Consider the following 25,522-nt stretch of genomic DNA (forward strand, 5'->3'; position numbering starts at 1 on the left):
GGAGCCCTTCCCATGCCACGTGCCGTGTACGTCCTCGCTCTCGGCGTCTTCGCGATGGTGACCAGCGAGTTCGCCGTCGCCGGGTTGATGCCCCAGCTGGCGGAGGGCCTCGACGCCACCGTCCCGCAGATCGGCTACCTGATCACCGCCTTCTCGGTGGCGATGTCCTTCGGCGGCCCGTTCCTGGCCGTCGCCCTCCTCCGGATGCGCCAGAAGGCGGCGCTGATGCTCCTGTTCGCGATCTTCCTGGTCGGAAACCTGCTCGCCGCGACCGCCTCCGGCTATCCGGTGATGCTGGTGGCCCGGGTGGTCTCCGGCGTCGCGGCGCAGGCCTTCTTCGGCATCTCGATCTCGCTCTGCGCCCAGCTGGCCCGTCCGGAGATCCGCGGCCGGGCGATCGCCGTCCTGATGAACGGCCTCATGCTCGGCACGCTGCTCGGCCTGCCGCTCGCCACCGTGATCGGCGAGCACCTCGGCTGGCGCGCGGCGTTCTGGGCGGTGGCCGTCCTCACCGCGGCGGTGGCGCTGTGCACCCTCGCCGGGGTCCCGGACGCCGACCACGCCGAGGGCACCGGCTCGCTCCGGGACGAGCTGGGCGCGCTGCGCGACCGGCGGCTGTGGCTGGCCTTCGTCACCAGCACCCTGATCATCGGCGCGACCTTCACGCTGTTCAGCTACGTCAATCCGATCCTGACCGGGCTCACCGGCTTCTCGGCCGGGTCCGTCCCGCTGCTGCTCGTCGCCTACGGCGCGGCGACCGTGCTCGGCAACACGGTGGTCGGCCGGCTCGCCGACCAGTACGCGCTGCCGGTGCTGGCGACCGGGCTGGCGCTGAACACCCTGTTCCTGGCGGGTCTCGCGCTGCTCGCCCAGTTCCGGGTGCCCGCCGTCGCCCTGCTGCTGGGTGTCGGTCTGGTCGGGGTCACCATGAACCCCGCGATGGCCTCCAGGGTCCAGCGGATCGGCGGTTCCCGCCCGCTGGTGAACACCGTCCACAACTCCTTCATCACGCTGGGCGTCATCCTCAGCTCGCTGCTCGGCGGCCTCGCCATCGACGCGCTCGGTCTGCGTGCCGTGCTGTGGCTCGGCACCGCGATGGCCGCCGCGGGACTGCTGACGCTGCTCCCGGACGCCCTGCGCGCGCGTCGCAGTGCGGTCCCGGAACAGGGGTCGGGCGCTGGGGGGAATATCCGCCGCGGGCCGGATGCTAAGGTGGTTGAAACTTTGACGATCGGATCCTGAACCGGTTTCCCGGGCGGGATCAGCCAGGAGTGTGGTGAGCACCATGCAGTTCGGAATCTTCACCGTCGGCGATGTCACCCCCGATCCGACCACCGGCCGCACCCCGACCGAGCACGAGCGGATCAAGGCGACCGTGGCCATCGCGCGCAAGGCGGAGGAGGTCGGCCTGGACGTCTTCGCGACCGGTGAGCACCACAACCCGCCGTTCGTGCCGTCCTCCCCGACCACGCTGCTCGGCTACATCGCCGCGCAGACCGAGCGCATCATCCTCTCCACCTCGACCACGCTGATCACCACCAACGACCCGGTGAAGATCGCCGAGGACTACGCGGTGCTCCAGCACCTCTCCGACGGCCGGGTGGACCTCATGATGGGCCGCGGCAACACCGGCCCGGTGTACCCGTGGTTCGGCAAGGACATCCGCCAGGGCATCCCGCTCGCGATAGAGAACTACGCACTGCTGCACCAGCTGTGGCGCGAGGACGTGGTCGACTGGTCGGGCCGCTTCCGCACCCCGCTGCAGTCCTTCACCGCGACCCCGCGTCCGCTGGACGGCGTCCCGCCGTTCGTCTGGCACGGCTCGATCCGCAGCCCGGAGATCGCCGAGCAGGCCGCCTACTACGGCGACGGCTTCTTCGCGAACAACATCTTCTGGCCCAAGGAGCACTTCCAGAAGCTGGTGAACCTCTACCGGGAGCGCTACGCCCACTACGGGCACGGCACGCCCGAGCAGGCGATCGTCGGCCTGGGCGGCCAGGTGTTCATGCGCAAGAACTCGCAGGACGCGGTGCGGGAGTTCCGTCCGTACTTCGACAACGCGCCGGTGTACGGCCACGGCCCGTCGCTCGAGGAGTTCACCGCCGAGACCCCGCTCACCGTCGGCAGCCCGCAGGAGGTGATCGAGAAGACCCTGGCCTTCCGCGACACCTTCGGCGACTACCAGCGCCAGCTGTTCCTGATGGACCACGCCGGCCTGCCGCTGAAGACCGTGCTGGAGCAGCTGGACCTGCTCGGCGAGGAGGTCGTGCCGGTGCTGCGCGAGGAGTTCGCCAAGGGCCGCCCGGCCGGTGTCCCCGACGCGCCGACCCACGCCACCAGGCTGGCGGCCGAGCGCGCCCGTCACCGGCAGGGTTCCGACACCGCCGAGCAGACCGAGCAGGCCGAGCAGACCGTGGAGGTGGCCAAGTGACCGCGTACCGACTGGTGGTGATCAGTGCCGGACTGAGCAAGCCGTCCTCGACCAGGCTGCTCGCCGACCGGCTCGCCGATGCAACGGTCCGTCAGCTCGCTTCCGAGGGGCGGGAGATGGGCGTCCAGGTGGTCGAACTGCGGGACCTCGCCACCGACATCGCGCACAACTTCGTCACCGGCTTCCCCGGCCCCGCGCTGCGCGAGGCGATCGACGCGGTCGGCGGTGCGGACGCGCTGATCGCGGTGACGCCGATCTTCGCCGCCTCCTACAGCGGGCTGTTCAAGTCGTTCTTCGACGTGCTCGACCCGGACACCCTCACCGGCAAGCCGGTGCTGATCGCCGCCACCGGCGGCACCGCCCGGCATTCGCTCGCACTGGAGCACGCCGTCCGCCCGCTGTTCTCCTACCTGCGTTCGGTGGTCGTGCCGACCTCGGTGTACGCCGCCACCGACGACTGGGGCACCACGGGGGACCGCCTCACCGACGGCCTCCCGGGCCGGATCGACCGCGCTGCCGGAGAACTCGCCGGACTGCTCGCGGGCCGTGCCCCGAGCGGTCCGACCGGGGGCGGCGCGGCGCAGCAGGAGGCCGTGGTGCCGTTCGAGCAGCAACTGGCGGCACTGCGGGTCTGAGGGTGACGGGGGAGGGGCGGGAGAGGCGGGTCCGGAGGTTCCGGACCCGCCTCTTCGCGTGCCCTCACCCCACGCGTGCGTCGTACGAGGCGCGGGCCGTCGCGATCTCGCGCTGGTGCGTCTCGGTCCAGGTGACCAGGGAGCGGACGGTCTCGTGCAGCGTCCGCCCGAGCGGCGTCAGCGCGTAGTCGACCCGCGGCGGCACCACGGGGTGCACGGTCCGCTCGACCAGGCCGTCCCGCTCCAGCTGCCGCAGGGTGACGGTCAGCATCCGCTGGCTGACCCCGTCGATCTCCCGCCGCAGCTCGGTGAAGCGCAGCGAGCCCCGGTCGAGCAGCGCGATCACCAGCAGCGACCACTTGTCGGCGATCCGGTCGAGGATCTGCCGCACCTCGCAGTCCTCCCGGGTGTCCCACTGGAGCACGTCGTAGTCGTCCTCGGTAACCGCGCAGTGCGTCGGTGACTTCAAAGTGCCTTCTTCCATGCCCCCTGATGCTGCCTCAGGATGGCGGTGGTTACAAGAGGGAACCGACCGGACGAACGGGAACCGCCTCGTCCGGCCTCCCCACCCCCCCGCGCGCTCCCAGGAGACCACTGTGTCCACGTCCTCAGCCGTGCCCGAAACCGGCCGCCCGGCCGCCGCCCCGGCCGGCTCGCCACCGTCCGACCCGGCCGACCCGTCCGCCCCGTCCGCCCGCTTCACCGGCCGGGAGGCGGCCGTCCTCCTCGTCCTCTGCGGCGCGATCTTCCTGGAGGGCATCGACGTCGCCATGCTCAATGTGGCGCTCCCGTCGATCCGCGCGGACCTCGGGATGGACACCGGCTCGCTGAGCTGGGTGCTGAGCGCCTACGTGCTCGGCTACGGCGGCTTCATGCTGCTCGGCGGCCGCACCGCCGACCTGCTGGGCCGGCGCCGGATGTTCCTCCTCTGGCTCACCGTCTTCGTGCTCTGCTCCGGTCTCGGCGGTCTGGCCGGCGCCCCCTGGGTCCTGATCCTGGCCCGCTTCGCCACCGGCCTCTCGGCGGCCTTCATGACTCCCGCGGGACTGGCCGTCATCACCTCCGCCTTCGCCGAGGGCCCCCGCCGCAACCGCGCGCTGCTGGTCTACGCGGGCACCGCCGCGGCCGGTTTCTCCCTCGGCCTGGTGGCCGGCGGACTGCTCACCGCCGTCGGCTGGCGCTGGGTCTTCTTCGCCCCGGTGCTGCTCGCGGGCGGCCTGCTGCTCGCCGCCGTGCCGCTGCTCCCGCGCGACCGGCCGCCCGTCCGCCGCCCCGGCGAGCGCTTCGACCTGGGCGGCGCCGTCACCGTCACCGGCGCCATGCTGCTGCTCGTCCAGGCCGTGGTGCGGCTCGGCGAACCCGGCGCCACCGCCGGCCCGACCCTCGCCCTGTTCGCCGGCGGCACGGCCCTGCTGGCCGCCTTCGTGGCGATCGAACGGCGCTCGGCCGCCCCGCTGCTCCGCCTCGGCCTGCTCCGCTCCGGCCCGCTGCTGCGCGCGAACATCGGCGCGCTGCTGTTCGCGGCCTCCTTCTTCGGTTTCCAGTTCGTCGTCACCCTCTACCTCCAGGACCTGCGCGGCTGGTCCCCGCTGCAGACCGGCCTCGCCCTGCTCGCGGTCGGCGTGGACGCGGTGCTGGCGCCGACCCTCACGCCCCGGCTGGTGGAGCGCTTCGGCAACGTCCGGGTGATCCTCGGCGGCTTCTGCCTGGCGGTGGTCTCCTACGCGCTGTTCCTGCCGGTCGGGCCGGACTGGACGTATCCGATGATGTTCCCGACCATGCTCCTCACCGGACTGGCCTTCGCCCTCGCCTACGGGCCGCTGACCATCGCCGCCACCGACGGCGTCGCCGAGGAGGAGCAGGGGCTGGCCGGCGGGCTGCTCAACACCGCCTTCCAGTTCGGCGCGGCGCTCGGCCTCTCGGCGGTCACCACCGTGAGCCTCACCGTCGGCGGCCCGGACGGCCTGCGGGCCGCGCTGGTGGTGCCGGTCGCGGCGGTCGCCCTCGGCGCCCTGGTCACCGCCCTCGGCCTGCGCCGCGCCCGCGGCTGACCGACGCCCGCTGTCCCCCTGCCCCGCCCCCGCCCCGCCCCACCCGGTGAGGGCGGGGGCGGGCTCAGGCGGTCGTCAGGGGGACGGCGGCCTCGGGGGTGAGGAGGCGGGCGGTGAGGGACTCCTGGAGGTAGAGGGCGATGGTGTCGGCGGTGTGGGAGAGGTAGCCGACCGAGACGTCCTGGCCCAGGACGAGGGTGAAGTCGCCGCCGCGGGTGGAGAGGAGCAGGGCGCCCTCGATGGCGGGGGCCCAGATCAGTTCGCCGTCGAGGAGGCGGGCGATGTGGCTGGCGACGGGGTATCCGTGGTCCGAGGTCTCGTTGACGGCCGTGTACGCGTCGGCGCCGAGGAGCAGGGCGTAGGGGCCGCCCACTCCGGCGAGGCGGAGGGTGGTGAGGGCGCGACTCACGGCTTCCGGGTATTCGCGGACGTCGGCGGGGAGCGGGATGGCCGGGTTGGTGGCGGCGGCACGGATGCCCTCGATGCCGGCGGCCGGATAGCCGTCGAAGAGGGCGCGGTCCTCGGTGAGGGCGAGGGTGCGGGCCGCCGCCTGTACGGGCGCCCAGTCGGAGTCACCGGAGCCGCGTTCGACGTCGTCGACGGCGGCGCGGTCGACCGAGAAGGGGACCCTGAGTTCGATCAGGGGGCGGACCTCGCGGGCGTGGGCCTGCACTCCGGGGGTGGGCGGCTCGATGGTGGTGAGGTGCCCGGTGCCGACCGCCGCGAGGGTGGGGCCGTCCGGGCCGGCCAGGTCGACGACCCGGCGGCCGGCGAGGTGGAGTTTGAAGGTCCGCCTGGCCTCCTCCTCGATCTCCTCCCAGGCCGCGGCGGAAACGGGGGCGAGTTGACGGTGCAGGTTGTTCATGACGCGGGGCTGCCTTTCAGGCTGCCGATGGCGAGGGAGCCGTCGGCGAGGAGAGCGGCGGTGGGGAGCACGGCGGCCGGGAGCGGGGCGGCGAGCGCGACGGGGGCGGCCGGCGCCGGTGGCGGGTCGGCGAGGAAGTCGGCGGTGGGGACGTGGAACAGCGTGCCGGTGACCGCGGTGGAGAAGTCGAGCAGGCGGTCGTGGGCGGCCGGACCCCGACCCGTGAACATGTTGCGGATCATCTCCTCGGGCACCCCGGGGTCGCGCGCGTAGCCGATGAAGTAGGTGCCGGCCTCGCCGCGCCCCGCCGGACCGCCGTCCAGCCTGCCGAAGGGCATGTTGAACCGCAGGATCTGCCGCTCCTCGCCGTCCGGACCGGTGACGGAGGTGAGCGCGACGTGGGAGTCGGCGGGCTTGGCGGCGTCGTCGAACTCGATGTCGTCGGCCTTGCTGCGGCCGACCGCGCGTTCCTGCTGGTCGACGGTCAGGTGTTCCCAGGCGGCGAGGTCGTGCAGGTACTTCTGCACGATGACGTAGCTGCCGCCGGCGAAGTCCCGGTCCTCCTCGCCGATCAATACGGCCTCGGCGGCCTCCCGGCCCTCCGGGTTCTCGGTGCCGTCCACGAAGCCCAGCAGGTCCCGCGCGTCGTAGTAGGAGAAGCCGTTGGTCGCGTCGACGACGGTGGCGGCGCCGGAGAGCCGTCGGGTGATCCGGCCGGCGAGCTCCCAGCAGACGTCCATCCGGCCGGCCCGGATGTGCAGGAGCAGGTCGCCGGGGGTGGCCGGGGCGCGGTGGCGGGGGCCGGCCACCTCGGGGAAGGGGTGCAGGGCGGCCGGCCTGGGGCCGTCGAAGAGCCGGTCCCAGGCGTCGGAGCCGATGCCGGTGACGCAGGTGAGGCCGACGTCGGGGGCGCGGAAGGCGATGGCGTGGCGGAGGCCCGCGAGGTCGGGCAGCAGGGCGCGGACGGCGTTCTCGCCGCCGGGCTCGACCGTCAGGACCAGGAAGATCGCGGCGGTGGTGAGCGGCGTGAGGACCGGCTGCGGGGCCGGTGGGTCGGCGGGCTGGGGGTGGGGGGACTCTGGCGGCATGGGCGGACTCCGGTCTCCGGGGCCTGATCATCCGTACGATTACACCCCGGAGCGGACATTTCGGCGCGGGCTGCGGGCCGGTCGGCCGTACGTGCTCGCCCTCACGGACCCGGACACACGGAGGGCCGGTGCGACTCGCACCGGCCCGGGGTTCGGCCTAGCCGAACAGGACGCACCAGATCGCCACGAGATCCACGCAGGGCTCCTCGCCGGACCGATTGTCGGCGAACGGGCGGCTGGTGCGAAGGGACGAACGGCAGGGCTCGTCGATGTGTTCGAACACGGGTGGTCGTTCTCCTGCATCTGCTTGAATGATTGGCAATCTGCCGTGCCATTCCTAGCATTCGAGAGCCTGCTCGACAAGTCGGACCTGTCGGCGCCCCGCCTGTGATGATAATAGGCTCGGAGAAAGAGTATTCTCTTGTGGGGTGCGCCGAGGAGTCGGTCGGCTTCTATTCGTTGTCCGTGGATCCGAGTCGAGCGAGTGCTGCCCGGGCCAGTGCCGCTTCCTCTGCCGCCTCGGCCCGCTCCGCCAGGGCTACGGCCTCGGTCAAAAGGGCGACCGCCCGCTGTGGCGCGCCGAGCAGGGCCTCGCACTGGCCGAGGCCCCGGAGGGCGGCTACTTCTTCGCGCGCGGCGCCGACCGATCGGGCCAACTCCATTGCAAGGGAGAGCTGGTCGCGGGCCTCGTCGAGCTCTCCGGCCGCGCGCAGGGCGTCGCCGAGTCCGGCGAGCGCAATGGACTCGTGCCGGATGCTTCCGGTCCTGCGGAAGGTGGCCAGCGCCGAACGGTACAGCGACAGCACGCGCTCCAGCTGTTCCGGGACTGGGAGCGATGCGGCGAGGTTTATCCGTACGACGGCCAGCTCGAAGTGCGGCATCGAGCCGTTCTCCAGGCTCAGTACCTGTTCGAAGGAGGCGCGGGCGGCGGCGTGGTCTCGAATTCCCAGATGCAGGTCGCCCAGATTGTTGAGAATTCTGAGCTCCAAAGTCCGATTGCCCATTCTGCGGGCCAGTGGAAGTGCCGTCTCATAGGCGACCAGGGCCTTTTTTGGATTTCCCAGAGAATTCTCCAGGATGCCGACGTTCGCCAGGCATCGGGCAGTGTTCCAGAGGTCGCCTGTTTCTCGTCGGATGCGCAGGGCCTCCTCCTGGTGGGCGAGGGCCTCGCTCAAGGAGCTCCGGTACCAGTGCAGTGCCCCCAACAGGCTCAAAGCCTCCGCCGTGGCGTCGTCGTCGCGCTCGGCGCGGGCGAGCGTCAGGCCCCGCTGGAGCGCCTCCTGAGCGGCCGGGTAGCGGGAGGCGTTGGCGAAGGTGGCCCCCAGGTTGATCAGAGCACGGGCCTCGCGGCGGTCGTTCGATGCCGAACGCCAGTACGCGGCAGCGGCCTGATGCAGCTCGTGGGCCTCGCTCCAGAAGGCCTGGGCGTCCAGATGGCCGGCCAGGACGTGCGCGAGCCACGCGGTGGCCTCGGGGTGACCGGCCGTGCGGGCGTGAGCGGCCAGTGCGGTCAGGCCGGCCTGTTCAGTGTCGAGCCATTTGCGTGCGGCATCATTCGAATCCAAGTCAAGGTCGTACAACAACGTTTCCATTCCCGGCAACTGACGGAACGTCGGCAACGGTAGCCGCGATCGGCGTGGATACAGCAGCCGATCCGCCTGGTCGGCTGCTCGGAGCGTGAACCCGAGCAGCCGCCGAAGCGCGATCCCCGCCTCCTCCTCGCCCCCCTCGTCGCGAATCAGTGCGTGCGCGTACTCCTTGAGGAGGTCGTGGAGCTGATAGCGCTCCGGAGTGTTCTCCTGCACCAGGTGGCAGTGCAGCAGCGCCTCCAGCAGGTGGTCCGTCTCGTCGACCGTGCGGCCGAGCAGGGCCGCCGCCGCGTGCAGGCCGATGTCGGGCCCCGGGTGGACGCCGAGCAGCCGGAAGGCCTCCTGCTGCTCGATGGGCAGAGACCGGTACGACATCTCGAAGGCGCGGGCGACGCTCTCCGTGTCGTGCCGGATCTCGGCGAGCCGGCCGGTCTTGCGGGACAGTCGCTGGGCGAGGTGTGCGAGGGTCCAGGACGGCCGCGCCTTGAACCGGCTGGCGGCGATCTCGATGGCCAGCGGGAGCAGCCCGCACCGGTCGACGATCTCGACGATCCGGGCGCGGTCGTCGGCGCGCTCCCGTCCCACCACCGAGGTGAACAGGGCGACCGCGTCGTCCACCGGCAGGATGTCCAGGAACACCGGTCTGGAGCCGGGCAGTTCGGCGAGTCGGCGGCGGCTGGTGACGAAGACCAGTGAGGTCGGCGCGGTGGGCAGCAGCGGTCGGACCTGTGCCGCGGTCGCCGCGTCGTCGAGGACGACCACTGCGCGCCGGGTGGCGAGCACTTCGGCGCACAGGGCGAACAGTTCCTCGCTGTCGATCGGGACGGTGGTGGCGGGCACGCCGAGCCGGCGCAGCAGCGCGGTGGCCACGGTCTGGGGTGCGAGCGGGCGTCGGTCCACTGCGTGGGCGCCCAGGTTGAGGTGGGCGTAGCCGTCGGGGAAGCGCCCCCGCATGAGGTGCGCGGCATGCAGGGCGAGAGTGGTCTTGCCGACCCCGGCCATACCGAGGATCGCCGAGACGGTCACCACGCCGCCCTGCTCCGCGGCTTCCTCGGTGCCGCCGAGGAGGCGGCGCAGGTCGTCCCGGCGTCCGATCATGCGCCGGCCCGCCGGAGCGGACGACGGTGCGCCGCCGCGCGGGTCCTCCGGAAGCGGGGCGGCGGTCGCCCGTGGGCCGGCCGTTGGCCGTACGGCCGTTGTCCGTACGGTGGGCGCGGCCAGGGGGGCGCCGGTGAGCATGCGCTCGTGCAGGCGGGTGAGGGCCGCGCCCGGGCCGGTGCCGAGGTCCGCGTGCAGGCGGCGGACGACGGCGGGGTAGACGGCCAGTGCCTCCGCCTGCCGCCCGGCGCCGTGCAGCGCGACCAGGAGGTGCGCGGCGACCCGTTCGTCGGTGGGGCGGTCCTCGCGGAGGGCGGTGAGTTCGGGGACGACCTCCCCGAAGCGGCCGAGCCGGAGGTCGATCTCGATCCGCAGCAGCGTGGTGGCCAGGCGCTGGTCGGCCATGGTGGCGCGGGTGGACTGGGCCCAGCCGCCGGGCAGTCCGGCGAGCGGTTCACCTCGCCAGATTTCTTCGGCGCGGCCCAGGACGGTCCTGGCCTGGATGTCGTCGCCGTTGTCGGCGAGTCGGCGGGCGTTTCGGGACAGGTCGACAAAGCGATGCCAGTCGATCAAATGCGTGTCGGCACGCAGCGCGTATGTGTGCGATCGGCTCTCGATGGTGGGGATGTCGCGGGGCGAGCCGGGGTCCTCGGCGGCAACGGCCAATCTCAACTGACGCCGAATGCGGGAGACATGGCTGTAGATGCTGGCGACCGCGCTGGGCGGCGGTTCCTCGTCCCACAGGCGGCCTGCCAGCAGGTCGTGGCTGAGCGGCCGCCCGACGTCCAGGGCCAGGGCGGCCAGCAGTCGGCGACCCTTGTCCGAGCGAATTGCCGACAACTCGCCGTTCACCGAAAGTTCAACCGAACCCAGAAGATGGAACTCCATTCGACGCCCCCCGCCGGTCGGCTTCCAGCGTGCCGTGTCGGAGAGGATCCCACGTGCGCTGGTGCTGAGCCAGACCGCATCGGCCTGTCGGGGCGGGCGTTATTGACAATTCGACCGACTGGGCGTCAGGTGATATGCGGGAGTCGGCGATTGTTCGGTCACACGGGTCACATCGGTCGTTCACGTCACTTCGGTCCGTCGTTCTACCGGTAGGGGGAGCCAGTGGAGCCAAAGGGGTTCGGAGCAGCCGGGGTCCGAGGTCGGCCGCGCGTCGGGAGCCGCCGATGAGCTCGGCGGACGGAGCACGTGAACAGCGCTTCGAGACGCGGAACTCCCTGTCCGGCGGGAGGATCGAGGGTTCCGTGATCCAGGCGGGGGAGATCCGCCATCTGACGGTCTACGGCGGCCCCGCCGAAGCGTCCGCTGCCCCGGTACTGCCGGTTCCGAGGCAACTGCCGCCGACGCCAAGGCGGTTGATCGGACGCGACGCCGACTTCGCTGCCCTGGACAGTGAGTTGGGCGATTCCCCGGGTGCCGTCGATGTCACGGTGGTCGTCACGGGCCCCGCCGGGGTGGGCAAGACCGCGCTCGCCGCCCAGTGGCTGCGCCGGCTGGCCGGCCGCTTCCCGGACGGTCAGCTCTACGCGGACCTGCGCGGCCACGCCCCGGGCGGGCCCGCCGATCCCGCCGAGGCCCTGGGCGGTTTCCTGCGGGCCTTCGGCATCGCCCCCGTGCCCAGCAGCCTCGCCGAGGGTGCGGCGCTCTGGCGCTCCCTCGCCGCCGAGCGCCGGATCACCGTTCTGCTCGACAACGCCTCCACCGCTGCTCAGGTCCGGCCGCTGCTGCCCGGTTCGGAGCACGCCGTGGTGGTGGTGACCAGCCGCCGCCGGCTCACCGGGCTGGGCATAGACGGTGCCGTGTTCCGACCGGTCGGCCTGCTCTCGGACGACGCGTCCGTGCAACTGCTGGCCCAGCGGGTCGGCGCGGAGCGGGTGGCCCGCGAACGGACCGCCGCCGTCCAGGTGGTGGAGCGTTGCGGCCGGCTCCCGCTCGCCGTCTGTCTGGCGGCGGCCCGGATCGCCGCCCGTCCGGTGCAGCCGCTCGCCGCCACCGCCGAAGCCCTCGGGCAGGAGTCCCAGGGGCTCGCCGCGCTCGACGTCGAAGGGGAAGCCGTGCAGCACGCGTTGGACGCCTCCTTCGAGGTCCTGGGGACGGACACCGTCCGGCTGTACGGGTTGCTCGGTCTGCTGCCGTTCCCCGTCTTCACCCTGGACGTCGCCTGCGCGGTCGGCGGCCTGGCCCCGGACGAGGCCGACCGGCTGCTCGACGGGCTGATCGACGTCCACCTGCTGGAGGAGGTGGAGGGCGGCTTCCGCTTCCACGACCTGGTCAAGCTGCATGCCCGGGCGCGGGCCGAGGCGGTGCGGGACCTGCCCGAGGGCCGGTCCGCCGTCGACCGCGTGCTCGACTGGTACCTCGCCCGCACCACCGCGGCCGAGGCGCTGCTGAGCCCGAGCCACCGCACCCTGCGTCGCGACTACGCCGTCGAACCGGGCCCCCGGGCACGGGAGTTCGCGGACGAGGCGGCCGCCGTCGGCTGGCTCGACACCGAGACGGGGCGACTCGCCGACACCGTCCGCTGGGCCGCCGCGATCGGCCGGGCGGCCGCCGCCTGGCAACTGGTCGACGCCATGTGGCCGTTGTTCCTGCGGCTGCGCCCGGCCCGGCTCTGGGTCGAGGCGCACCGGATCGGGCGGGAGGCCGCCCGGGCCGCCGGCGACCGCGAGGGCGAGCTGCGGATGCTCACCTCCGGCGGCAACGGTCTGCGAAACGCGGCCGAGGGGGAGGAGGCTTCGGAGTGGTTCACCGCGGCGCTGCGGCTGGCCCGTGAGGTCGGCGAACCACTGGTCGAGGCGGACGCGCTCTACGGCCTGAGCCAGACCCACCGGACGGCGGGCCGGCTCACCGAGGCGGCCGACTGCCTTCGCGAGGTGGCCGCGCTGAGGGAGGCCCGGGGCTACGCCCGCGGTACGGCACTGGCCCGGTTGGCGCTCGGCGAGGTGCTGCTCGCGGCCGGCCGCCCGGCCGAGACCCTGCCCGTCGTCCTGGACGCCCACCGGGCCCTGGTCGCCGTCCCCGACCCCTACGAGGCCGCGCGGGCGCTCGCCTTCCTCGGCCAGGCCCACGTCGCACTCGGCGCCTACGACCGGGCCCGGCACTGCTACGCGGAGGCGCTCGCCGAGTTCCGCGAGGGCCGGGCCCGCCACTGGGAGGCCCGGGTGCTCGAACTCTTCGGCGACCTGGCCCGGGCGCGCGGAGACCTGGTCGAGGCGGCCGCCCGCTACGGCGAGTCCCTGGCCCGCTACCAGCACCTGGCCGCTCCCGACGCGGCTCGTCTCGAGACCGCGCTCGCCGTCCTGGCGGCGCCGCCCGGTCCGCCACCCCCACCTGCTGCGGACTGAGCGCGGGTACGCCCCCGACGCGTCGCTGCCCCCGCCGCCCCCGCCGCGTCACCAGGGCACCGCGTCACCGCGACCCGGCACCGGCGCGCCGCCCCGGCCGCTCGGCCGGCCCGCCGGCCCGCCTGCCGGAACCCGCTCCGGCAGGCGGGCCGGCCGAGCGGCCGCGGGACTTCAGGCGCCGCGCCGGGCCGCCCGGCGGGTGACCGGTGCTGCCAGCGCGACGAGCTCGGCGAGCCTGCCGCCGGCGGCGAGCCACGCGTGGGCGAGCGAGCCGAGGACGAGCCCCGGGACGGGCGAGGAGGTGCGGAGCACCAGACCGCCGCCGCTCCGGGCGAGGACGAACAGCGTGCCGTCCGCGTCGTCGGCCGTGGCGACCGCACAGCCGGGGAGCGCCCCGAGGACGGCGGAGAGCCGCTCCCGGGCCCGGGCCCGGCCGGTGCGGCCGAGGTGCAGCACATCGGCGTGGTGACGCCAGTGCGTGGCACCCGGTGCGGTGAGGTCGAGCGCCAGGTGCTCGTCGACGAAGGGACGGGGCACCACGGGCCCGGCGGTGCGGTCGACGGTGAGCAGCAGCCCGCACCGGACCCCGGCCGAGGAGCGGATCCGGGCCTCGACGCTGCGGCCGGGCTCCCCGGTCGACGGCGTAGGGCCGTCGACCGGGGCGAGCAGCACGGTGCGGAACGCGGTGCGCGGCGTGGTGCGGAACGCGGTGCGCGGCACGGTGCGCGGAGGGGTCACCGCCCGGCCCTCCCCGCCCGGCCGGTCGTGCCGGCCGACGGCCACAGCGGTGCCGGCAGCGGCAGGACCGGCGGCTCCGGCACGTGGGCGGGTTCGCCGAGGCCGAGGACGCGGTAGAGCAGTCGCCGCATCCGGCGGTCGAACCGGCCCGGTTCGGAGCTGATCCGGGCGGCGATCGCCGCGTAGTCGGACCGCCGGTACTGCCGGGCGGCGTAGTCGAGCTGGGAGGTCAGGGGATGGGCTGGGCTGAGCGCGGGCGCGGTCCGCGCGAGCAGGGCGCCGGGCGAGCGCGGGTTGACGTCACGGTGCGGGTATTCGGCGAGCAGGATCGGGGCGCCGGTCATGGTGCCGTAGAGCGTGACGGAGCCGTGGTCGCCGATGACGAAATCGGCGGCGACCAGCAGCGGGCGCCAGTCCTCCTCGGGCCCGAGTACGGCGACCGCCCCGCGGGCGGTGGCCGTCGCCCAGGACCGGACGGCCCACGGACCGTGGGCGGCGGCCACATTGGGGTGCACCAGCAGCGCGGTGCGGTAGCCGCGCCTGGGCAGTTCGCCGGCCAGTCGCGGCAGGACGGCGTCGAGCCGGGTGAACAGCGAGCCGCTGCCCCAGGTGGAGCAGACCAGCACCAGGCGTTCGCCCGGCCGCAGCCCGAGCGCGGCCCGGTAGCGTTCGCGGGCGGGGAGGGCGGCGGCGATCCGGTCGTAGCAGCCGTCCCCCACCACCTCGGTGATCGGCAGTGCCTCGGGGCAGCCGCGGCCCACCTCGGCGCGCTCCTCCTCGTGTGCGAGGGCGAAGGCGGAGGGCATCACCCGGCCGTTCAGGACGATGTACTCGGGCCCCAGGCCGGACACGGTCCGCCCGCTGCCGGCCCCGCTCCCGCTCCCGGCCCCGCTCCCGGCCCCGCTCCCGTTACCGGCCCCGCTCCCGGGACCGGCCGGCGACAGCTTGATGTGCCCGGCACCGTGCGGCAGCCGGACCAGCGGCCCGCGCAACCGCTCCAGCCCCTGCGAACCGGCCGCGAGCACCAGGTCGAACTCCCGGCGGACGGCCTCCTCCCAGGGCAGCACCGTGCCGCCGAGCCTGCGGACGTGGGCGGCCGCTCCCGCGTTGAACGCGTGCGGTGCCACCGTGAACTGGACGTGCACCCGAAGATCGGCGCCGAGCAGCGGATAGATGTCGTGCAGGCGCTGGCCGTAGACCGTCGAGTGGACGACCACCAGCACCTCCTTGCAGCCGGTCAGTGTGGCCCAGCGGCGACCGCTCCCGGTCTCACCGTGGCCGGCCCTCGCGCTCCCGCCCTCCTCGCGGGCGATCTCTCCGCGACCGCCCGCCTCGTGCGCGACGTTCCCGTGCGCGACGTTCCCGCGGTCGACTTCCCCGTGTTCCCCGTGTTCCCCGTGCACCAAGGTCATGTCGTTCCCCCTCCTTGATCCCGGACCGGGGCCCCGGGTCCCGGCGGCCCCGACGGGGGTGTGCCCGGGCGTTCTGGCGGATTCCATGACGGTCCCTGGCCGGGGCTTGCGCAAAGCTTGCGGCGGCCTTGCCCCCGGTCCGGCGGGCCCGGCAGCAGGGAAGGGTACTGAGTTCCTTTACCAGGGGTACTGAGTGCCGTATCCTCTTCGGAGAGCCTCTGACGCTGTTGACGGAGAGCCGACAGGGCAGGCCGGTCCGGGTGGTGCGACACCGCTCGCGGGGCGCGGCCGGGCCGGACTTGGCACTCAGTACCCTCGGCGGGCTGCGAGGCCGTGGACCAGTGCATCCGACCAGTGCACCCGTACCAGGAGAACCGCTCATGAGCTTGAGGATCGTTGTCTGTGTGAAGTACGTGCCGGACGCGACGGGTGACCGTCGTTTCGCGGACGACCACACCACCGACCGGGAGGGCGTGGACGGCCTTCTGTCGGAGCTGGACGAGTACGGGGTGGAGCAGGCGCTGCGGATCGCGGAGGCGAACGAGGGTGCCGAGGTGACGGTGCTGACGGTGGGTCCGGACGACGCGAAGGACGCGCTGCGCAAGGCGTTGTCGATGGGTGCGGACCGGGCCGTGCACGTGAACGACGAGGACATCCACGGTTCCGATGCGATCGGGACGTCGGCGGTGCTGGCGAAGGCGCTGGAGCGGGCCGGGTTCGACCTGGTGATCGGTGGTATGGCGTCGACGGACGGCACGATGGGTGTGCTGCCGGCGCTGCTGGCGGAGCGGCTGGGTGTGCCGCAGCTGACGCTGCTGTCGGAGGTGTCGGTCGAGGGCGGTGTGGTGAAGGGCCGTCGGGACGGTGACTCGGCGACGGAGCTGGTGGAGGCGGCGCTGCCGGCGGTGGTGTCGGTGACGGACCAGTCGGGCGAGGCGCGTTACCCGTCGTTCAAGGGGATCATGGCGGCGAAGAAGAAGCCGGTGGAGTCCCTGGACCTGGACGATCTGGGGATCGGGGCCGGTGAGGTCGGTCTGGCGGGTTCGTGGACGGCGGTGGAGTCGGTGACGGCGCGTCCGGCGCGTACCGCGGGCACGGTCGTCAAGGACGAGGGCGAGGGCGGCAAGGCGCTCGCGGGTTTCCTCGCCGACCAGAAGTTCATCTAGTCCCACCCGTTCGCGCATCCCTGCTGCCCCACCCCACAACACGGAGACATCGAGTTATGGCTGAGATCCTCGTCCTGGTCGACCACGCCGACGGCGTGGTCCGCAAGCCGGCCCTGGAGCTGCTGACCCTGGCCCGCCGCATCGGCGAGCCGTCCGCGGTCGTCCTCGGCGCCGGTGACAAGGCGGCCGAGCTGGCCGCCAAGGCCGCCGAGTACGGCGCCGCCAAGGTGTACGTGGCCGACGGTGCCGAGTTCGCCGACCAGCTGGTCGTCCCGAAGGTGGACGCGCTGGCCCAGATCGCCAAGGCCGCCGACGCGGCCGCGGTGCTGGTCACCTCCTCCGGCGAGGGCAAGGAGGTCGCCGCCCGCGTCGCCCTCCGCCTGGGGTCCGGCGTCATCACCGACGCCGTCGACCTGCGCGCCGGCGACAGCGGCCCGGTCGCCACCCAGTCCGTCTTCGCGGCCTCGTACACCGTCGACTCCCGCGTCAGCAACGGCGTGCCGGTCATCGCGGTCAAGCCGAACGCCGTCGCCCCGGAGGCCGCTCCGGCCGCGGGCACGGTGGAGGACGTCACCGTCGCGTTCACCGGCAACGCCGCCAAGGTCGTCTCGCGCACCCCGCGCGTCTCCTCCGGGCGCCCGGAGCTGACCGAGGCCGCGATCGTGGTCTCCGGCGGCCGCGGCGTCGGTGCCGCCGAGGGCTTCGGCGTGGTCGAGGAGCTCGCCGACGTGCTCGGCGCGGCCGTCGGTGCCTCGCGCGCTGCCGTCGACGCCGGCTGGTACCCGCACAGCAGCCAGGTCGGCCAGACCGGCAAGCAGGTCTCCCCGCAGCTGTACATCGCCAACGGGATCTCCGGCGCGATCCAGCACCGGGCCGGCATGCAGACCTCGAAGACCATCGTGGCCGTCAACAAGGACCCCGAGGCCCCGATCTTCGAGCTCGCCGACTACGGCGTGGTCGGCGACCTGTTCGAGGTCCTGCCGCAGCTCACCGGCGAGGTGAAGGCCCGCAAGGCCTGACCCCGAACGAGTTCCGGCCGCACACCGGCCTGATGCCCGAACGGGCGTGGCACCGAGTACCCCGGGGTACTCGGTGCCACGCCCGTTCGCCGTTCCATGCTTGCTGTTCCGCGCAGGCCGCGGCCCCACGCGAGAGCCGCGGCCCCGCGAGAGCCGCGGCCCCGCGAGAGCCGCGGCGCTGTCACTCCGCGAAGGCCGCCAGGTGCTGGGTGAACCCGCCCTGGTTCGGCGGCAGCGGACGGGGTTCGAGGGCCGGCACCCGCTCCGGCTCCTCCGGCGACAGCACCGTCAGCTCCGGCTGCTCCACCCCTTCGGCGGCCCCGCTGAGCCGGACCCTGGTGCCCACCGGCACGGTGGATCGCAGGCCGCTGACGATGCACCAGACGTCGAAGCCCTCGGACATCCGGATCAGCGACTTCTGCCGCGCCAGCGGCGTACGGGCCTGCTCGACGGCGCACCGCCGCACCACCCCGGTGCCCTCGCTGCGCTCCAGCCGCAGCTCGGTGGAGCCGCAGGTGGGGCAGAGCAGGCGCTGGAAGGTCGGGTTGTGGCACCAGTCGCAGCGCTGGAAGTACAGCGGGGCGTGCTCGGTGTCGGCCTCGATGGCTGGGTGGACCACGGTGTCATCTCCCTGCGGTTGTACGGGTCCGGTGCTACGGCTACCGCCAGAAAGAGGATAGGGAACTCAGTGCCGCTCTGTGAAGGCACTGAGTTCCCTTTTCCTTGTGCGCGTGCATAATGAAGGGTACTGAGTACCGTCGCGAACATCGTGAAACAGGAGTGCCGCTCATGAGCCAGGACTTCGATCTCTTCCGGATCTCCGAGGAGCACGTGATGCTCCGTGAGGCGGTGCGTTCGCTGGCCGAGGCGAAGATCGCTCCGTTCGCGGCGGAGGTGGACGAGGCGGGGCGGTTCCCGCAGGAGGCGCTGGACGCGTTGCAGGGCAACGATCTGCACGCGGTGCACGTGCCGGAGGAGTTCGGGGGTTCCGGGGCGGACGCGCTGGCGACGGTGATCGTGATCGAGGAGGTGGCGCGGGTGTGCGCCTCGTCGTCGTTGATCCCGGCGGTGAACAAGCTGGGTTCGCTGCCGGTGCAGCTGTCGGGTTCGGAGGAGCTGAAGGCCAGGTACCTGGGGGCGCTGGCCCGGGGTGAGGGCATGTTCTCGTACTGCCTGTCGGAGCCGGACGCCGGGTCCGACGCGGCGGGGATGAAGACCCGGGCCGTGCGGGACGGTGATTTCTGGGTGCTGAACGGTGTGAAGCGCTGGATCACCAATGCGGGGGTGTCGGAGTTCTACACGGTGATGGCGGTGACGGACCCGGAGCTGCGGTCCAGGGGGATCTCGGCGTTCGTGGTGGAGAAGGGCGACGAGGGGGTGTCGTTCGGTGCTCCCGAGCGGAAGCTGGGCATCAAGGGCTCGCCGACGCGTGAGGTGTACTTCGACAACGTGCGGATCCCGGCGGACCGGATGATCGGTGCGGAGGGTACGGGGTTCGCGACGGCGATGCGGACGCTGGACCACACGCGGGTGACGATCGCGGCGCAGGCGCTGGGGATCGCGCAGGGCGCGCTGGACTACGCGAAGGGGTATGTGCGGGAGCGCAGGCAGTTCGGGAAGCCGATCGGTGATTTCCAGGGTGTGCAGTTCATGCTGGCGGACATGGCGATGAAGCTGGAGGCGGCGCGTCAGTTGACGTACGCGGCGGCGGCGCGGTCGCAGCGGGAGGACGGGGACCTGACGTTCTTCGGGGCGGCGGCGAAGTGCTTCGCGTCGGACGCGGCGATGGAGATCACGACGGACGCGGTGCAGTTGCTGGGCGGTTACGGGTACACGCGGGACTACCCGTTGGAGCGGATGATGCGGGACGCGAAGATCACGCAGATCTACGAGGGCACCAACCAGATCCAGCGCATCGTGATGGCCCGCAACCTGCCGTAGCACCACCCCTCCCGACCGGTCCGGGAACCGGTCGGGGAACCGGTCTGAGGACCCTTCGGGGCCCGTCCTCGGGCACCCGGACCGCAGCCGTGCACGGGCCGGTCCGGGTGTTCGAGGCCGATGCTATGTTCCGGGAATGAGCGAGAAGGAAGAGCAGGACCAACCGATGAACGACGGGCAACCGAAGCCCGCGATGCGTGAGGCGCTGGTTGCCGCCGCCTTCGAGCTCTTCCTGGAGCGCGGCTTCGAGCAGACCACGATCGACGACATCGTCTCGCTCGCCGGCGTCGGCCGGCGGTCCTTCTTCCGCTACTTCCCGGCCAAGGAGGACGTGGTCTTCCCCGACCACGAGCGCGGCCTTGCCGAGATGACGGAGTTCCTGGAGTCCGGCAGCGGCGAGGAGGACCCGGTCCGGCACGCCTGCGACGCGGCCCGGCTGGTCCTGCGGATGTACGCCGAGCAGCCGTCGTTCTCCGTCCAGCGCTACCGCCTGACCCGCAAGGTGCCGGGCCTGCGCACCTACGAACTGTCCGTCGTCTGGCGCTACGAGCACACCCTCGCGCACTATCTGCGCGGCCGGTTCGCCGGGCGTCCGGAGGGCCCGCTGCGGGCCGACGTGGTCGCCGCCGCCGTGGTCTCCGCGCACAACCACGCCCTGCGCACCTGGCTCCGCTCCGGCGGCGAGAGCGACTGGGTGACCGAGGTGGACCGGGCGATGGCCTTCGTCACCGACACCTGGGGCGAGCGCCCCGCCGGCGGCGCCCCGGCGGCGGACGGCGACGGCCCGGGGGAGCAGGACGACGTCGTGGTGCTGGTCGCCAGCCGCCGGGCGCCGCTCTGGCGGATGGTCCAGGGCATCGAGAGCGCCCTCGGCGACCCCCGGCGGGTCCCCCAGGAGTGACCCGTCCCCCGTCGGCCCCGCCTCTCTCACCCTGATGGCGCAGGCCCGGCGGGACGCGCCGGGCCCCGACCCGCGGCTGCCGTGCGCGAGCCCGGGCGGCGGGCGAGACTCGGTCGCAGGACGTGGCCGGAGCCGGACCGGCGCGGGGAACGCGACGGAGGCGGACGATGCCCGAGCCGAGCGACGGCCCGAGCGGGAGCGAGGACCCGACGGCGGGATCCGGCCCGACGTCGGGCACCGGCCCGGCGTCCCCTCCCGTCCACCCGGCGCCCGCGCGACCGTCCCCCACCCTGCACGGTGTGCTGCGCACCAAGGGCTATCTCGGCCTCCTCGTGATCTCGGCCCTGGTCGGCGTCCCGGTCTCGCTGGCCGCCTTCTGGTTCGTCGGCCTCGAGCACCAGCTCCAGCACTGGGTCTGGGAGAGCCTGCCCGACGCCCTCGGCCTCGACCGGGCCCCGTGGTGGTGGCCGCTGCCCGCGCTGCTGCTGGCCGGACTGCTGCTCGCACCGATCGTCACCCGGGTGCCCGGGCGCGGCGGCCACGTCCCGGTGGACGGTCTGGGCGGGCCGCCCGCCCCGCCGAGCGCCGTGCCCGGCGTCGTGCTGGCCGCCCTCGCCTGTCTGCCGCTCGGCGCCGTGCTCGGTCCGGAGGCGCCGCTGATGGCGATGGGCGCCGGGCTGGCGCTGCTCGCCGTCCGGCCGTCCCGCCGCGCGGCCCGGCCGCAGCTGGTGCCGGTCCTGGGCGCGGCCGGTTCGGCGGCGGCGATCTCCACCATCTTCGGCAGCCCTCTGGTGGCCGCCGTGATGATGATCGAGGCGGCCGGCCTGGGCGGGCCGCAGCTCCTGCTGCTGATCATGCCCTGCCTGCTGGCGAGCGGGGTCGGCGCGCTGGTGTTCACCGGCTTCGGCCACTGGACCGGGCTCTCGGTCGGCGCGCTGTCGCTGCCCTCGGAACCGCCCGCCGCGGTCCCCGACCCGGGCGACTTCCTGTGGGGTCTGCCGGTGGCGGTCGCGGTCACCGTGGTCTGCGTGGCCGGGCAGTTTCTCGGCCACCGGGTCAAGGCGTTCACCGTCGGCGACCCCGGGCGGGCGGTTCCGCCGCCGACGGTCCGGCAGACGGCTCTGCGCACGGTGCTGTGCGCGGTCGCGGTCGGCGGCTGCATCGCCGCGTACGCGCTGCTGACGGACCGCTCGCCGGAGGAGGCGGCGCTCTCCGGCCAGGCCACCCTGGGGGCCCTGGCCGCGAATCCGGCGGCCTGGTCGGTGTTCGCGCTGCTGATGCTGACGCTCTGCAAGACGGTCGCCTGGGGCATCGCCCTTGGCAGCCTGCGCGGTGGCCCGATCTTCCCGGCGGTGCTGATCGGCGCGGCCCTGGGGGTGGCCTGCGGCCCGCTGCCGGGCCTCGGCATCGAGTCGGGGCTGGCCGTCGGCCTGGCCGCCGCGGCCACCTCGGTCACCCGGTTGCCGGTGACCAGCACGGTACTGGCGGCCGAGCTGCTCGGGCCGGACGCACCCGACTCGCTCCCCCTGCTGCTGGTGACGGCCGTGACCTCCTTCGTGGTCGGCGAACTGCTGCGCGGTCGGATCGAGCGGCGCACGGCCCCGGCGGATGCGCGGGCCGGCTGAGGGACCGGCCACCGCTCCACCGGCCGATGGCTGGGGGACCGGTGGCGCCCGCGTCAATACCGATCCCTCTTCTCCACTCCTTCGAATTAATCCGGGATTCGCGGCCGCCGCCCCGGGCAATCCCGCTCCCATGACCACCTCCTCACCCCATCGCCGCAGCCGCCGCTCCACCGACCGCCGCGCCACCGACCACCGCGCTGCCGGCCGCCGGTCCACCGAGGGCCGCCCCCGCCGCCCGCTCCCCACGCCTCCGCCGAACCAGCCCGGCGCGCCCGGCAGGTCCGGGCCGGGCGGATCAGGTCCGATCGCGCCCGGGTCCGCACCGGCGCCGGGTGCCCCGCAGGCCGCCGCCTGCTGCGCCGTCTCCACCACCGAGCGCCGCTCGCTCGGCGGGACGGTCATCCGCACCCACCGCCACCACCCCCGCTGCCCGGTCTGGGCCGCCCGCTGAGAACCCCGCCGCCGCCCGCCGAAAACCCCGTGCCCGCGGTCGCCGCCCGGTGGTAGAACGGGTCGGACGCCGAGGGGGACGCACATGTCGGAAGCCGACGAGCCGATACACGAGCACCTGGTGGACGAGGCCGCGCTGCGCCCGGGCGGGCGGGTGCTCGACCTCGGCTGCGGCACCGGTCCCACCCTGGCCGTCTTCTCCCGCCGCCACCCCGATGCCCGGCTGCTCGGCCTCGACCACTCGGCCGACAGCGTCGCCGCCGCCCGCCGCCTGCTGGCGGACCACCCCGGAGGCGTCGGGATCGGGACCGCGGACCTGGCCCGGCCGCTCCCGCTGCCCGACCACGACGTCGACGCCGCGGTCTCCTACAATGTGCTCGAATGCCTGCCGGACCCGGCCGCGCTGCTCGCCGAGACCGCCCGGGTGCTGCGGCCCGGCGGCCGGGCGGTCCTGGCCCACGTCGACTTCGACTCACTGGTGATCGCCGGCGCCGACCGCGACCTCGACCGGCGGATCTGCCACGCCTTCACCGACGACCAGCAGCCCTGGATGGACCACGCGGACGGGCGGATCGGCCGCAAGCTCCCGGGCCTGGTCCGGAACTCCCCACTGCGGCTCGGACGGGTCCACCCGGTCGTCACCGGTTCCACCGAGCTGACCGGCCACGCCGCCCGCCGGATCGAGGGCATCCGCCACGCCCTGGCCACCGCCGCCGAGGAGGGACGCGGCCCGCTCTCCCCGGCGGAGATCGAGGCCTGGCACACCGCCGTCCGCCTCGCCGCCGCCCACGGACGCTTCTTCCTCGCCGAGACCGCCGTCGCCGTCACCGCCCACGCGGACTGACCGGCGATCGCCCGGTGCGCCGTTCGCCGGGGCGGTCCGGCCCGAGGCCGGGGCCGCTCCTGTCACGCCACGGCGCGGCGTAGCGTGACAGGAGCGGTGCGGAAAACGAAAAAGACCCCAGACGAATCTGGGGTCTTTCCGTGGTGTCCGAGGGGGGACTTGAACCCCCACGCCCGATAAAGGGCACTAGCACCTCAAGCTAGCGCGTCTGCCATTCCGCCACCCGGACGGGGTGTTGTCCTCGCGGCTTCCTTCTGTTCGTCGGCCGCGCTGACAGATGTAACTGTAGCAGTGATCGGCTGTCGGTCCCAAAACGGCCCGGGGCGGGGGAGTGGGGGTTGCGGCGGTGTGTCGGCGTGTTTCCTGGGGGTGGATCCGGGTCCGGGGCTGGGAGAGGATGGGTGGACGTGCTCGCGCGACCCGGGTGCAGGTCCTGGGGCGGCGCCGGGGTGCCGGTGCGGGCCAGAGACGAGGAGTGACCGTGAGCGAGCGGAGCGAGTCGAAGGTGACGGGGGAGTCCGAGGTCGCCGACATCTGCCGCGACCTGATCCGGATCGACACCAGCAACTACGGTGACGGTTCCGGTCCGGGCGAGCGGAAGGCGGCCGAGTACGTGGCCGAGCAGCTCGCGGAGTTCGGCCTCGAACCGCAGATCATCGAGTCCGCCAAGGGGCGGGCCTCCACCGTCGTCCGGATCGAGGGCGAGGACCGGTCGCGCCCGGGCCTGCTGATCCACGGGCACACCGACGTCGTGCCGGCCAACGCCGCGGACTGGACGTACGACCCGTTCTCCGGCGAGATCGCGGACGGCTGCGTCTGGGGGCGCGGCGCGGTCGACATGAAGGACATGGACGCGATGACCCTGGCCGTGGTGCGCGACCGGCTGCGCACCGGCCGCAAGCCCCCGCGCGACCTGGTGCTGGCCTTCCTCGCCGACGAGGAGGCGGGCGGCACCTACGGCGCCCGGTACCTGGTGGACAAGCACCCGGGGCTCTTCGAGGGCGTGACCGAGGCGATCGGCGAGGTCGGCGGCTTCTCCTTCACGGTCAACGACCGGAACAGGCTCTACCTGATCGAGACGGCCGAGAAGGGCATGCACTGGATGCGGCTCACGGTCGAGGGCCGGGCCGGGCACGGGTCCATGGAGAACAACGACAACGCCATCACCGAGCTGTGCGAGGCGGTCGCCCGCCTCGGGCGGCACGAGTTCCCGCTGCGCATCACCAAGACCGTCCGGGCCTTCCTGGACGAGCTGTCGGACGCGCTCGGCGTCGAGCTCGACCCGGAGAACATGGACGAGACGCTCCGGGTGCTCGGCGGCATCGCCAAGATGATCGGCACCACGCTGCGCAACACCGCCCAGCCGACCATGCTCGGCGCCGGGTACAAGGTGAACGTGATCCCCGGCCAGGCCACCGCGCACGTGGACGGCCGCTTCCTGCCCGGCTACGAGGAGGAGTTCCTGGCCGAGCTGGACAGCGTGCTCGGCCCGCGGGTGAAGCGGGAGAGCCTGCACTCGGACAAGGCGATCGAGACGAGCTTCGACGGGGCTCTGGTGGAGGCGATGCAGACCGCGCTGCGTGCCGAGGACCCGATCGCCCGCGCGGTGCCGTACTGCCTGTCCGGCGGGACGGACGCCAAGTCCTTCCAGGACCTCGGGATCCGCTGCTTCGGCTTCGCCCCGCTCCAGCTGCCGCCGGAGCTCGACTTCGCCGGGATGTTCCACGGGGTGGACGAGCGGGTGCCGGTGGACGGCCTGAAGTTCGGCGTGCGGGTGCTGGACCGGTTCCTCGACGCCTGCTGAGCGGCCCGCCGACCGGGGCGGGAGCCGCACGGGAGCCGCACGGCGGTCCACCGTGCGGCTCCCGCGTTTCCCGACGGACGCGGATCCGGGAAGTTCGATGACATGTTCGTCGTATCACCGGTCCGGGTGAATGCAACGTCTGTTCCGTACCCCGTTTGCCGCAATCTCGTTCCTCACTGTGACGGCCCGGAGCCGATATCCGGGTGTTCATACAGGAGGAATGATGAAGGTCAAGAAGATCGCCGCCGTGACCGCCGCCACCGGCGGCCTGGTGCTCGCCGTTGCCGGTGTCGCCTCCGCCCACGGCGGGGCCGGTGCCGAGGGTGTGGCCGCCGGTTCCCCGGGCGTCGTGGCCGGCAACCAGATCCAGATCCCGGTGCACATCCCGGTCAACCTGTGCGGCAACACCATCAGTGTGATCGGCGTGCTGAATCCGGCGTTCGGCAACCACTGCGCGAACGTCTGATCCTCGATCGGTCGTTGAGTCGGGCCCCCGGGCGGCGGACGCGCCGCGC

General features: G+C 73.1%; 22 protein-coding genes and 1 tRNA gene. 14 read left to right on the top strand and 9 right to left on the bottom strand.

The genetic code is table 11. The annotated features are described in order from the left end of the window. The first annotated feature begins 12 nt into the window (after positions 1-12). The 3 genes from BLU95_RS29740 to BLU95_RS29750 are packed head-to-tail and all read left to right on the top strand — an operon-like array spanning position 13 to position 3,066. Positions 13-1,242, top strand: coding sequence for an MFS transporter (locus BLU95_RS29740; RefSeq protein ID WP_093862691.1), 1,230 nt, complete (start codon positions 13-15; stop codon positions 1,240-1,242). Positions 1,243-1,285: 43 nt separating this feature from the next. Then, on the top strand, positions 1,286-2,431 hold the full coding sequence (locus tag BLU95_RS29745; RefSeq protein ID WP_093865227.1) for an LLM class flavin-dependent oxidoreductase: 1,146 nt from the start codon (positions 1,286-1,288) through the stop codon (positions 2,429-2,431). After that, positions 2,428-3,066: an FMN reductase gene (locus BLU95_RS29750; protein ID WP_093862692.1), complete on the top strand. Its 639-nt coding sequence runs from the start codon at positions 2,428-2,430 to the stop codon at positions 3,064-3,066. The genes BLU95_RS29745 and BLU95_RS29750 overlap by 4 nt, the downstream gene beginning before the upstream one ends. 64 nt (positions 3,067-3,130) lie before the next feature. On the opposite strand, the gene BLU95_RS29755 is transcribed toward BLU95_RS29750, so the two are convergent. Further along, positions 3,131-3,550: a winged helix-turn-helix transcriptional regulator gene (locus BLU95_RS29755; RefSeq protein ID WP_093862693.1), complete on the bottom strand. Its 420-nt coding sequence runs from the start codon at positions 3,548-3,550 to the stop codon at positions 3,131-3,133. Between the two features lie 286 nt (positions 3,551-3,836). On the opposite strand from BLU95_RS29755, the gene BLU95_RS29760 reads away from it, so the two are divergent. Next, positions 3,837-5,117 carry an MFS transporter gene (locus BLU95_RS29760; protein WP_107452691.1) on the top strand — a complete coding sequence of 427 codons (1,281 nt, stop codon included), beginning with the start codon at positions 3,837-3,839 and terminating at the stop codon, positions 5,115-5,117. Positions 5,118-5,181: 64 nt separating this feature from the next. Here BLU95_RS29760 and BLU95_RS29765 read toward each other — a convergent pair whose 3' ends face one another. The 4 genes from BLU95_RS29765 to BLU95_RS29775 form a co-directional block, all read right to left on the bottom strand. Beyond that, entirely contained in the window at positions 5,182-5,982 is an 801-nt protein-coding gene (locus BLU95_RS29765) for a family 1 encapsulin nanocompartment shell protein (RefSeq protein WP_093862695.1), read from the bottom strand. Beyond that, positions 5,979-7,070 (bottom strand): Dyp-type peroxidase, encoded by a 1,092-nt coding sequence (locus BLU95_RS29770; RefSeq protein ID WP_093862696.1) that lies wholly within the window; start codon positions 7,068-7,070, stop codon positions 5,979-5,981. The genes BLU95_RS29765 and BLU95_RS29770 overlap by 4 nt, the downstream gene beginning before the upstream one ends. A gap of 157 nt (positions 7,071-7,227) precedes the next feature. Then, on the bottom strand, positions 7,228-7,353 hold the full coding sequence (locus tag BLU95_RS45260; protein WP_286158589.1) for a hypothetical protein: 126 nt from the start codon (positions 7,351-7,353) through the stop codon (positions 7,228-7,230). Positions 7,354-7,522: 169 nt separating this feature from the next. After that, on the bottom strand, positions 7,523-10,645 hold the full coding sequence (locus BLU95_RS29775; protein WP_093862697.1) for an AfsR/SARP family transcriptional regulator: 3,123 nt from the start codon (positions 10,643-10,645) through the stop codon (positions 7,523-7,525). A 284-nt stretch (positions 10,646-10,929) separates the two neighbouring features. Here BLU95_RS29775 and BLU95_RS29780 point away from each other — a divergent pair, with 284 nt between their 5' ends. Further along, positions 10,930-13,107 carry an ATP-binding protein gene (locus BLU95_RS29780; protein WP_093862698.1) on the top strand — a complete coding sequence of 726 codons (2,178 nt, stop codon included), beginning with the start codon at positions 10,930-10,932 and terminating at the stop codon, positions 13,105-13,107. Between the two features lie 171 nt (positions 13,108-13,278). Here the strand turns inward: BLU95_RS29780 and BLU95_RS29785 are convergent, their stop codons facing one another. After that, positions 13,279-13,845, bottom strand: coding sequence for a hypothetical protein (locus BLU95_RS29785; protein WP_159425040.1), 567 nt, complete (start codon positions 13,843-13,845; stop codon positions 13,279-13,281). Then, positions 13,842-15,257, bottom strand: coding sequence for a hypothetical protein (locus BLU95_RS29790; protein ID WP_231977864.1), 1,416 nt, complete (start codon positions 15,255-15,257; stop codon positions 13,842-13,844). Before BLU95_RS29790 ends, BLU95_RS29785 begins: the two co-directional genes overlap by 4 nt. 380 nt (positions 15,258-15,637) lie before the next feature. Here BLU95_RS29790 and BLU95_RS29795 point away from each other — a divergent pair, with 380 nt between their 5' ends. After that, positions 15,638-16,423, top strand: coding sequence for an electron transfer flavoprotein subunit beta/FixA family protein (locus BLU95_RS29795; protein ID WP_093859420.1), 786 nt, complete (start codon positions 15,638-15,640; stop codon positions 16,421-16,423). Between the two features lie 56 nt (positions 16,424-16,479). Beyond that, positions 16,480-17,442, top strand: a complete 963-nt coding sequence (locus tag BLU95_RS29800) for an electron transfer flavoprotein subunit alpha/FixB family protein (protein ID WP_093862700.1) — start codon at positions 16,480-16,482, stop codon at positions 17,440-17,442. A gap of 181 nt (positions 17,443-17,623) precedes the next feature. On the opposite strand, the gene BLU95_RS29805 is transcribed toward BLU95_RS29800, so the two are convergent. Then, the gene (locus BLU95_RS29805) at positions 17,624-18,061 is read right to left on the bottom strand and encodes a PhlB family protein (protein WP_093862701.1); all 438 of its coding nucleotides are present in this window, start codon (positions 18,059-18,061) and stop codon (positions 17,624-17,626) included. A gap of 170 nt (positions 18,062-18,231) precedes the next feature. Here BLU95_RS29805 and BLU95_RS29810 point away from each other — a divergent pair, with 170 nt between their 5' ends. From BLU95_RS29810 to BLU95_RS29830, 5 genes are all read left to right on the top strand, one after another. Further along, positions 18,232-19,383 carry an acyl-CoA dehydrogenase family protein gene (locus BLU95_RS29810; protein ID WP_093862702.1) on the top strand — a complete coding sequence of 384 codons (1,152 nt, stop codon included), beginning with the start codon at positions 18,232-18,234 and terminating at the stop codon, positions 19,381-19,383. A gap of 136 nt (positions 19,384-19,519) precedes the next feature. Beyond that, positions 19,520-20,284: a TetR family transcriptional regulator gene (locus BLU95_RS29815; protein WP_231977866.1), complete on the top strand. Its 765-nt coding sequence runs from the start codon at positions 19,520-19,522 to the stop codon at positions 20,282-20,284. A 167-nt stretch (positions 20,285-20,451) separates the two neighbouring features. After that, the gene (locus tag BLU95_RS29820) at positions 20,452-21,909 is read left to right on the top strand and encodes a chloride channel protein (protein WP_093862703.1); all 1,458 of its coding nucleotides are present in this window, start codon (positions 20,452-20,454) and stop codon (positions 21,907-21,909) included. A 130-nt stretch (positions 21,910-22,039) separates the two neighbouring features. Further along, positions 22,040-22,360, top strand: coding sequence for a hypothetical protein (locus BLU95_RS42530; protein WP_093862704.1), 321 nt, complete (start codon positions 22,040-22,042; stop codon positions 22,358-22,360). An 84-nt stretch (positions 22,361-22,444) separates the two neighbouring features. Beyond that, entirely contained in the window at positions 22,445-23,203 is a 759-nt protein-coding gene (locus tag BLU95_RS29830; protein ID WP_093862705.1) for a methyltransferase domain-containing protein, read from the top strand. Between the two features lie 141 nt (positions 23,204-23,344). Here the strand turns inward: BLU95_RS29830 and BLU95_RS29835 are convergent. Continuing rightward, positions 23,345-23,432, bottom strand: a tRNA-Leu gene (locus tag BLU95_RS29835). 252 nt (positions 23,433-23,684) lie between these two features. On the opposite strand from BLU95_RS29835, the gene BLU95_RS29840 reads away from it, so the two are divergent. Then, on the top strand, positions 23,685-25,007 hold the full coding sequence (locus BLU95_RS29840) for a M20/M25/M40 family metallo-hydrolase (protein WP_043471987.1): 1,323 nt from the start codon (positions 23,685-23,687) through the stop codon (positions 25,005-25,007). 223 nt (positions 25,008-25,230) lie between these two features. After that, positions 25,231-25,473 carry a chaplin gene (locus BLU95_RS29845; protein WP_400754991.1) on the top strand — a complete coding sequence of 81 codons (243 nt, stop codon included), beginning with the start codon at positions 25,231-25,233 and terminating at the stop codon, positions 25,471-25,473. Positions 25,474-25,522: the final 49 nt, after the last annotated feature.

Origin of the sequence: Streptomyces sp. TLI_053 (assembly GCF_900105395.1) — a bacterium.
Lineage (GTDB): Bacteria > Actinomycetota > Actinomycetes > Streptomycetales > Streptomycetaceae > Kitasatospora.

What these genes read in the sequence shown, in the direction of transcription:
- BLU95_RS42530 (WP_093862704.1), top strand. Translation starts at nt 22,040, where the DNA reads ATGACCACCTCCTCACCCCATCGCCGCAGCCGCCGCTCCACCGACCGC.
- BLU95_RS29780 (WP_093862698.1), top strand. Translation starts at nt 10,930, where the DNA reads ATGAGCTCGGCGGACGGAGCACGTGAACAGCGCTTCGAGACGCGGAAC.
- BLU95_RS29815 (WP_231977866.1), top strand. Translation starts at nt 19,520, where the DNA reads ATGAGCGAGAAGGAAGAGCAGGACCAACCGATGAACGACGGGCAACCG.
- BLU95_RS29770 (WP_093862696.1), bottom strand. Translation starts at nt 7,070, where the DNA reads ATGCCGCCAGAGTCCCCCCACCCCCAGCCCGCCGACCCACCGGCCCCG.
- BLU95_RS29810 (WP_093862702.1), top strand. Translation starts at nt 18,232, where the DNA reads ATGAGCCAGGACTTCGATCTCTTCCGGATCTCCGAGGAGCACGTGATG.
- BLU95_RS29800 (WP_093862700.1), top strand. Translation starts at nt 16,480, where the DNA reads ATGGCTGAGATCCTCGTCCTGGTCGACCACGCCGACGGCGTGGTCCGC.
- BLU95_RS29755 (WP_093862693.1), bottom strand. Translation starts at nt 3,550, where the DNA reads ATGGAAGAAGGCACTTTGAAGTCACCGACGCACTGCGCGGTTACCGAG.
- BLU95_RS29820 (WP_093862703.1), top strand. Translation starts at nt 20,452, where the DNA reads ATGCCCGAGCCGAGCGACGGCCCGAGCGGGAGCGAGGACCCGACGGCG.
- BLU95_RS29790 (WP_231977864.1), bottom strand. Translation starts at nt 15,257, where the DNA reads ATGACCTTGGTGCACGGGGAACACGGGGAACACGGGGAAGTCGACCGC.
- BLU95_RS29760 (WP_107452691.1), top strand. Translation starts at nt 3,837, where the DNA reads ATGCTCAATGTGGCGCTCCCGTCGATCCGCGCGGACCTCGGGATGGAC.
- BLU95_RS29745 (WP_093865227.1), top strand. Translation starts at nt 1,286, where the DNA reads ATGCAGTTCGGAATCTTCACCGTCGGCGATGTCACCCCCGATCCGACC.
- BLU95_RS29830 (WP_093862705.1), top strand. Translation starts at nt 22,445, where the DNA reads ATGTCGGAAGCCGACGAGCCGATACACGAGCACCTGGTGGACGAGGCC.
- BLU95_RS29765 (WP_093862695.1), bottom strand. Translation starts at nt 5,982, where the DNA reads ATGAACAACCTGCACCGTCAACTCGCCCCCGTTTCCGCCGCGGCCTGG.
- BLU95_RS29740 (WP_093862691.1), top strand. Translation starts at nt 13, where the DNA reads ATGCCACGTGCCGTGTACGTCCTCGCTCTCGGCGTCTTCGCGATGGTG.
- BLU95_RS29795 (WP_093859420.1), top strand. Translation starts at nt 15,638, where the DNA reads ATGAGCTTGAGGATCGTTGTCTGTGTGAAGTACGTGCCGGACGCGACG.
- BLU95_RS29775 (WP_093862697.1), bottom strand. Translation starts at nt 10,645, where the DNA reads ATGGAGTTCCATCTTCTGGGTTCGGTTGAACTTTCGGTGAACGGCGAG.
- BLU95_RS29845 (WP_400754991.1), top strand. Translation starts at nt 25,231, where the DNA reads ATGAAGGTCAAGAAGATCGCCGCCGTGACCGCCGCCACCGGCGGCCTG.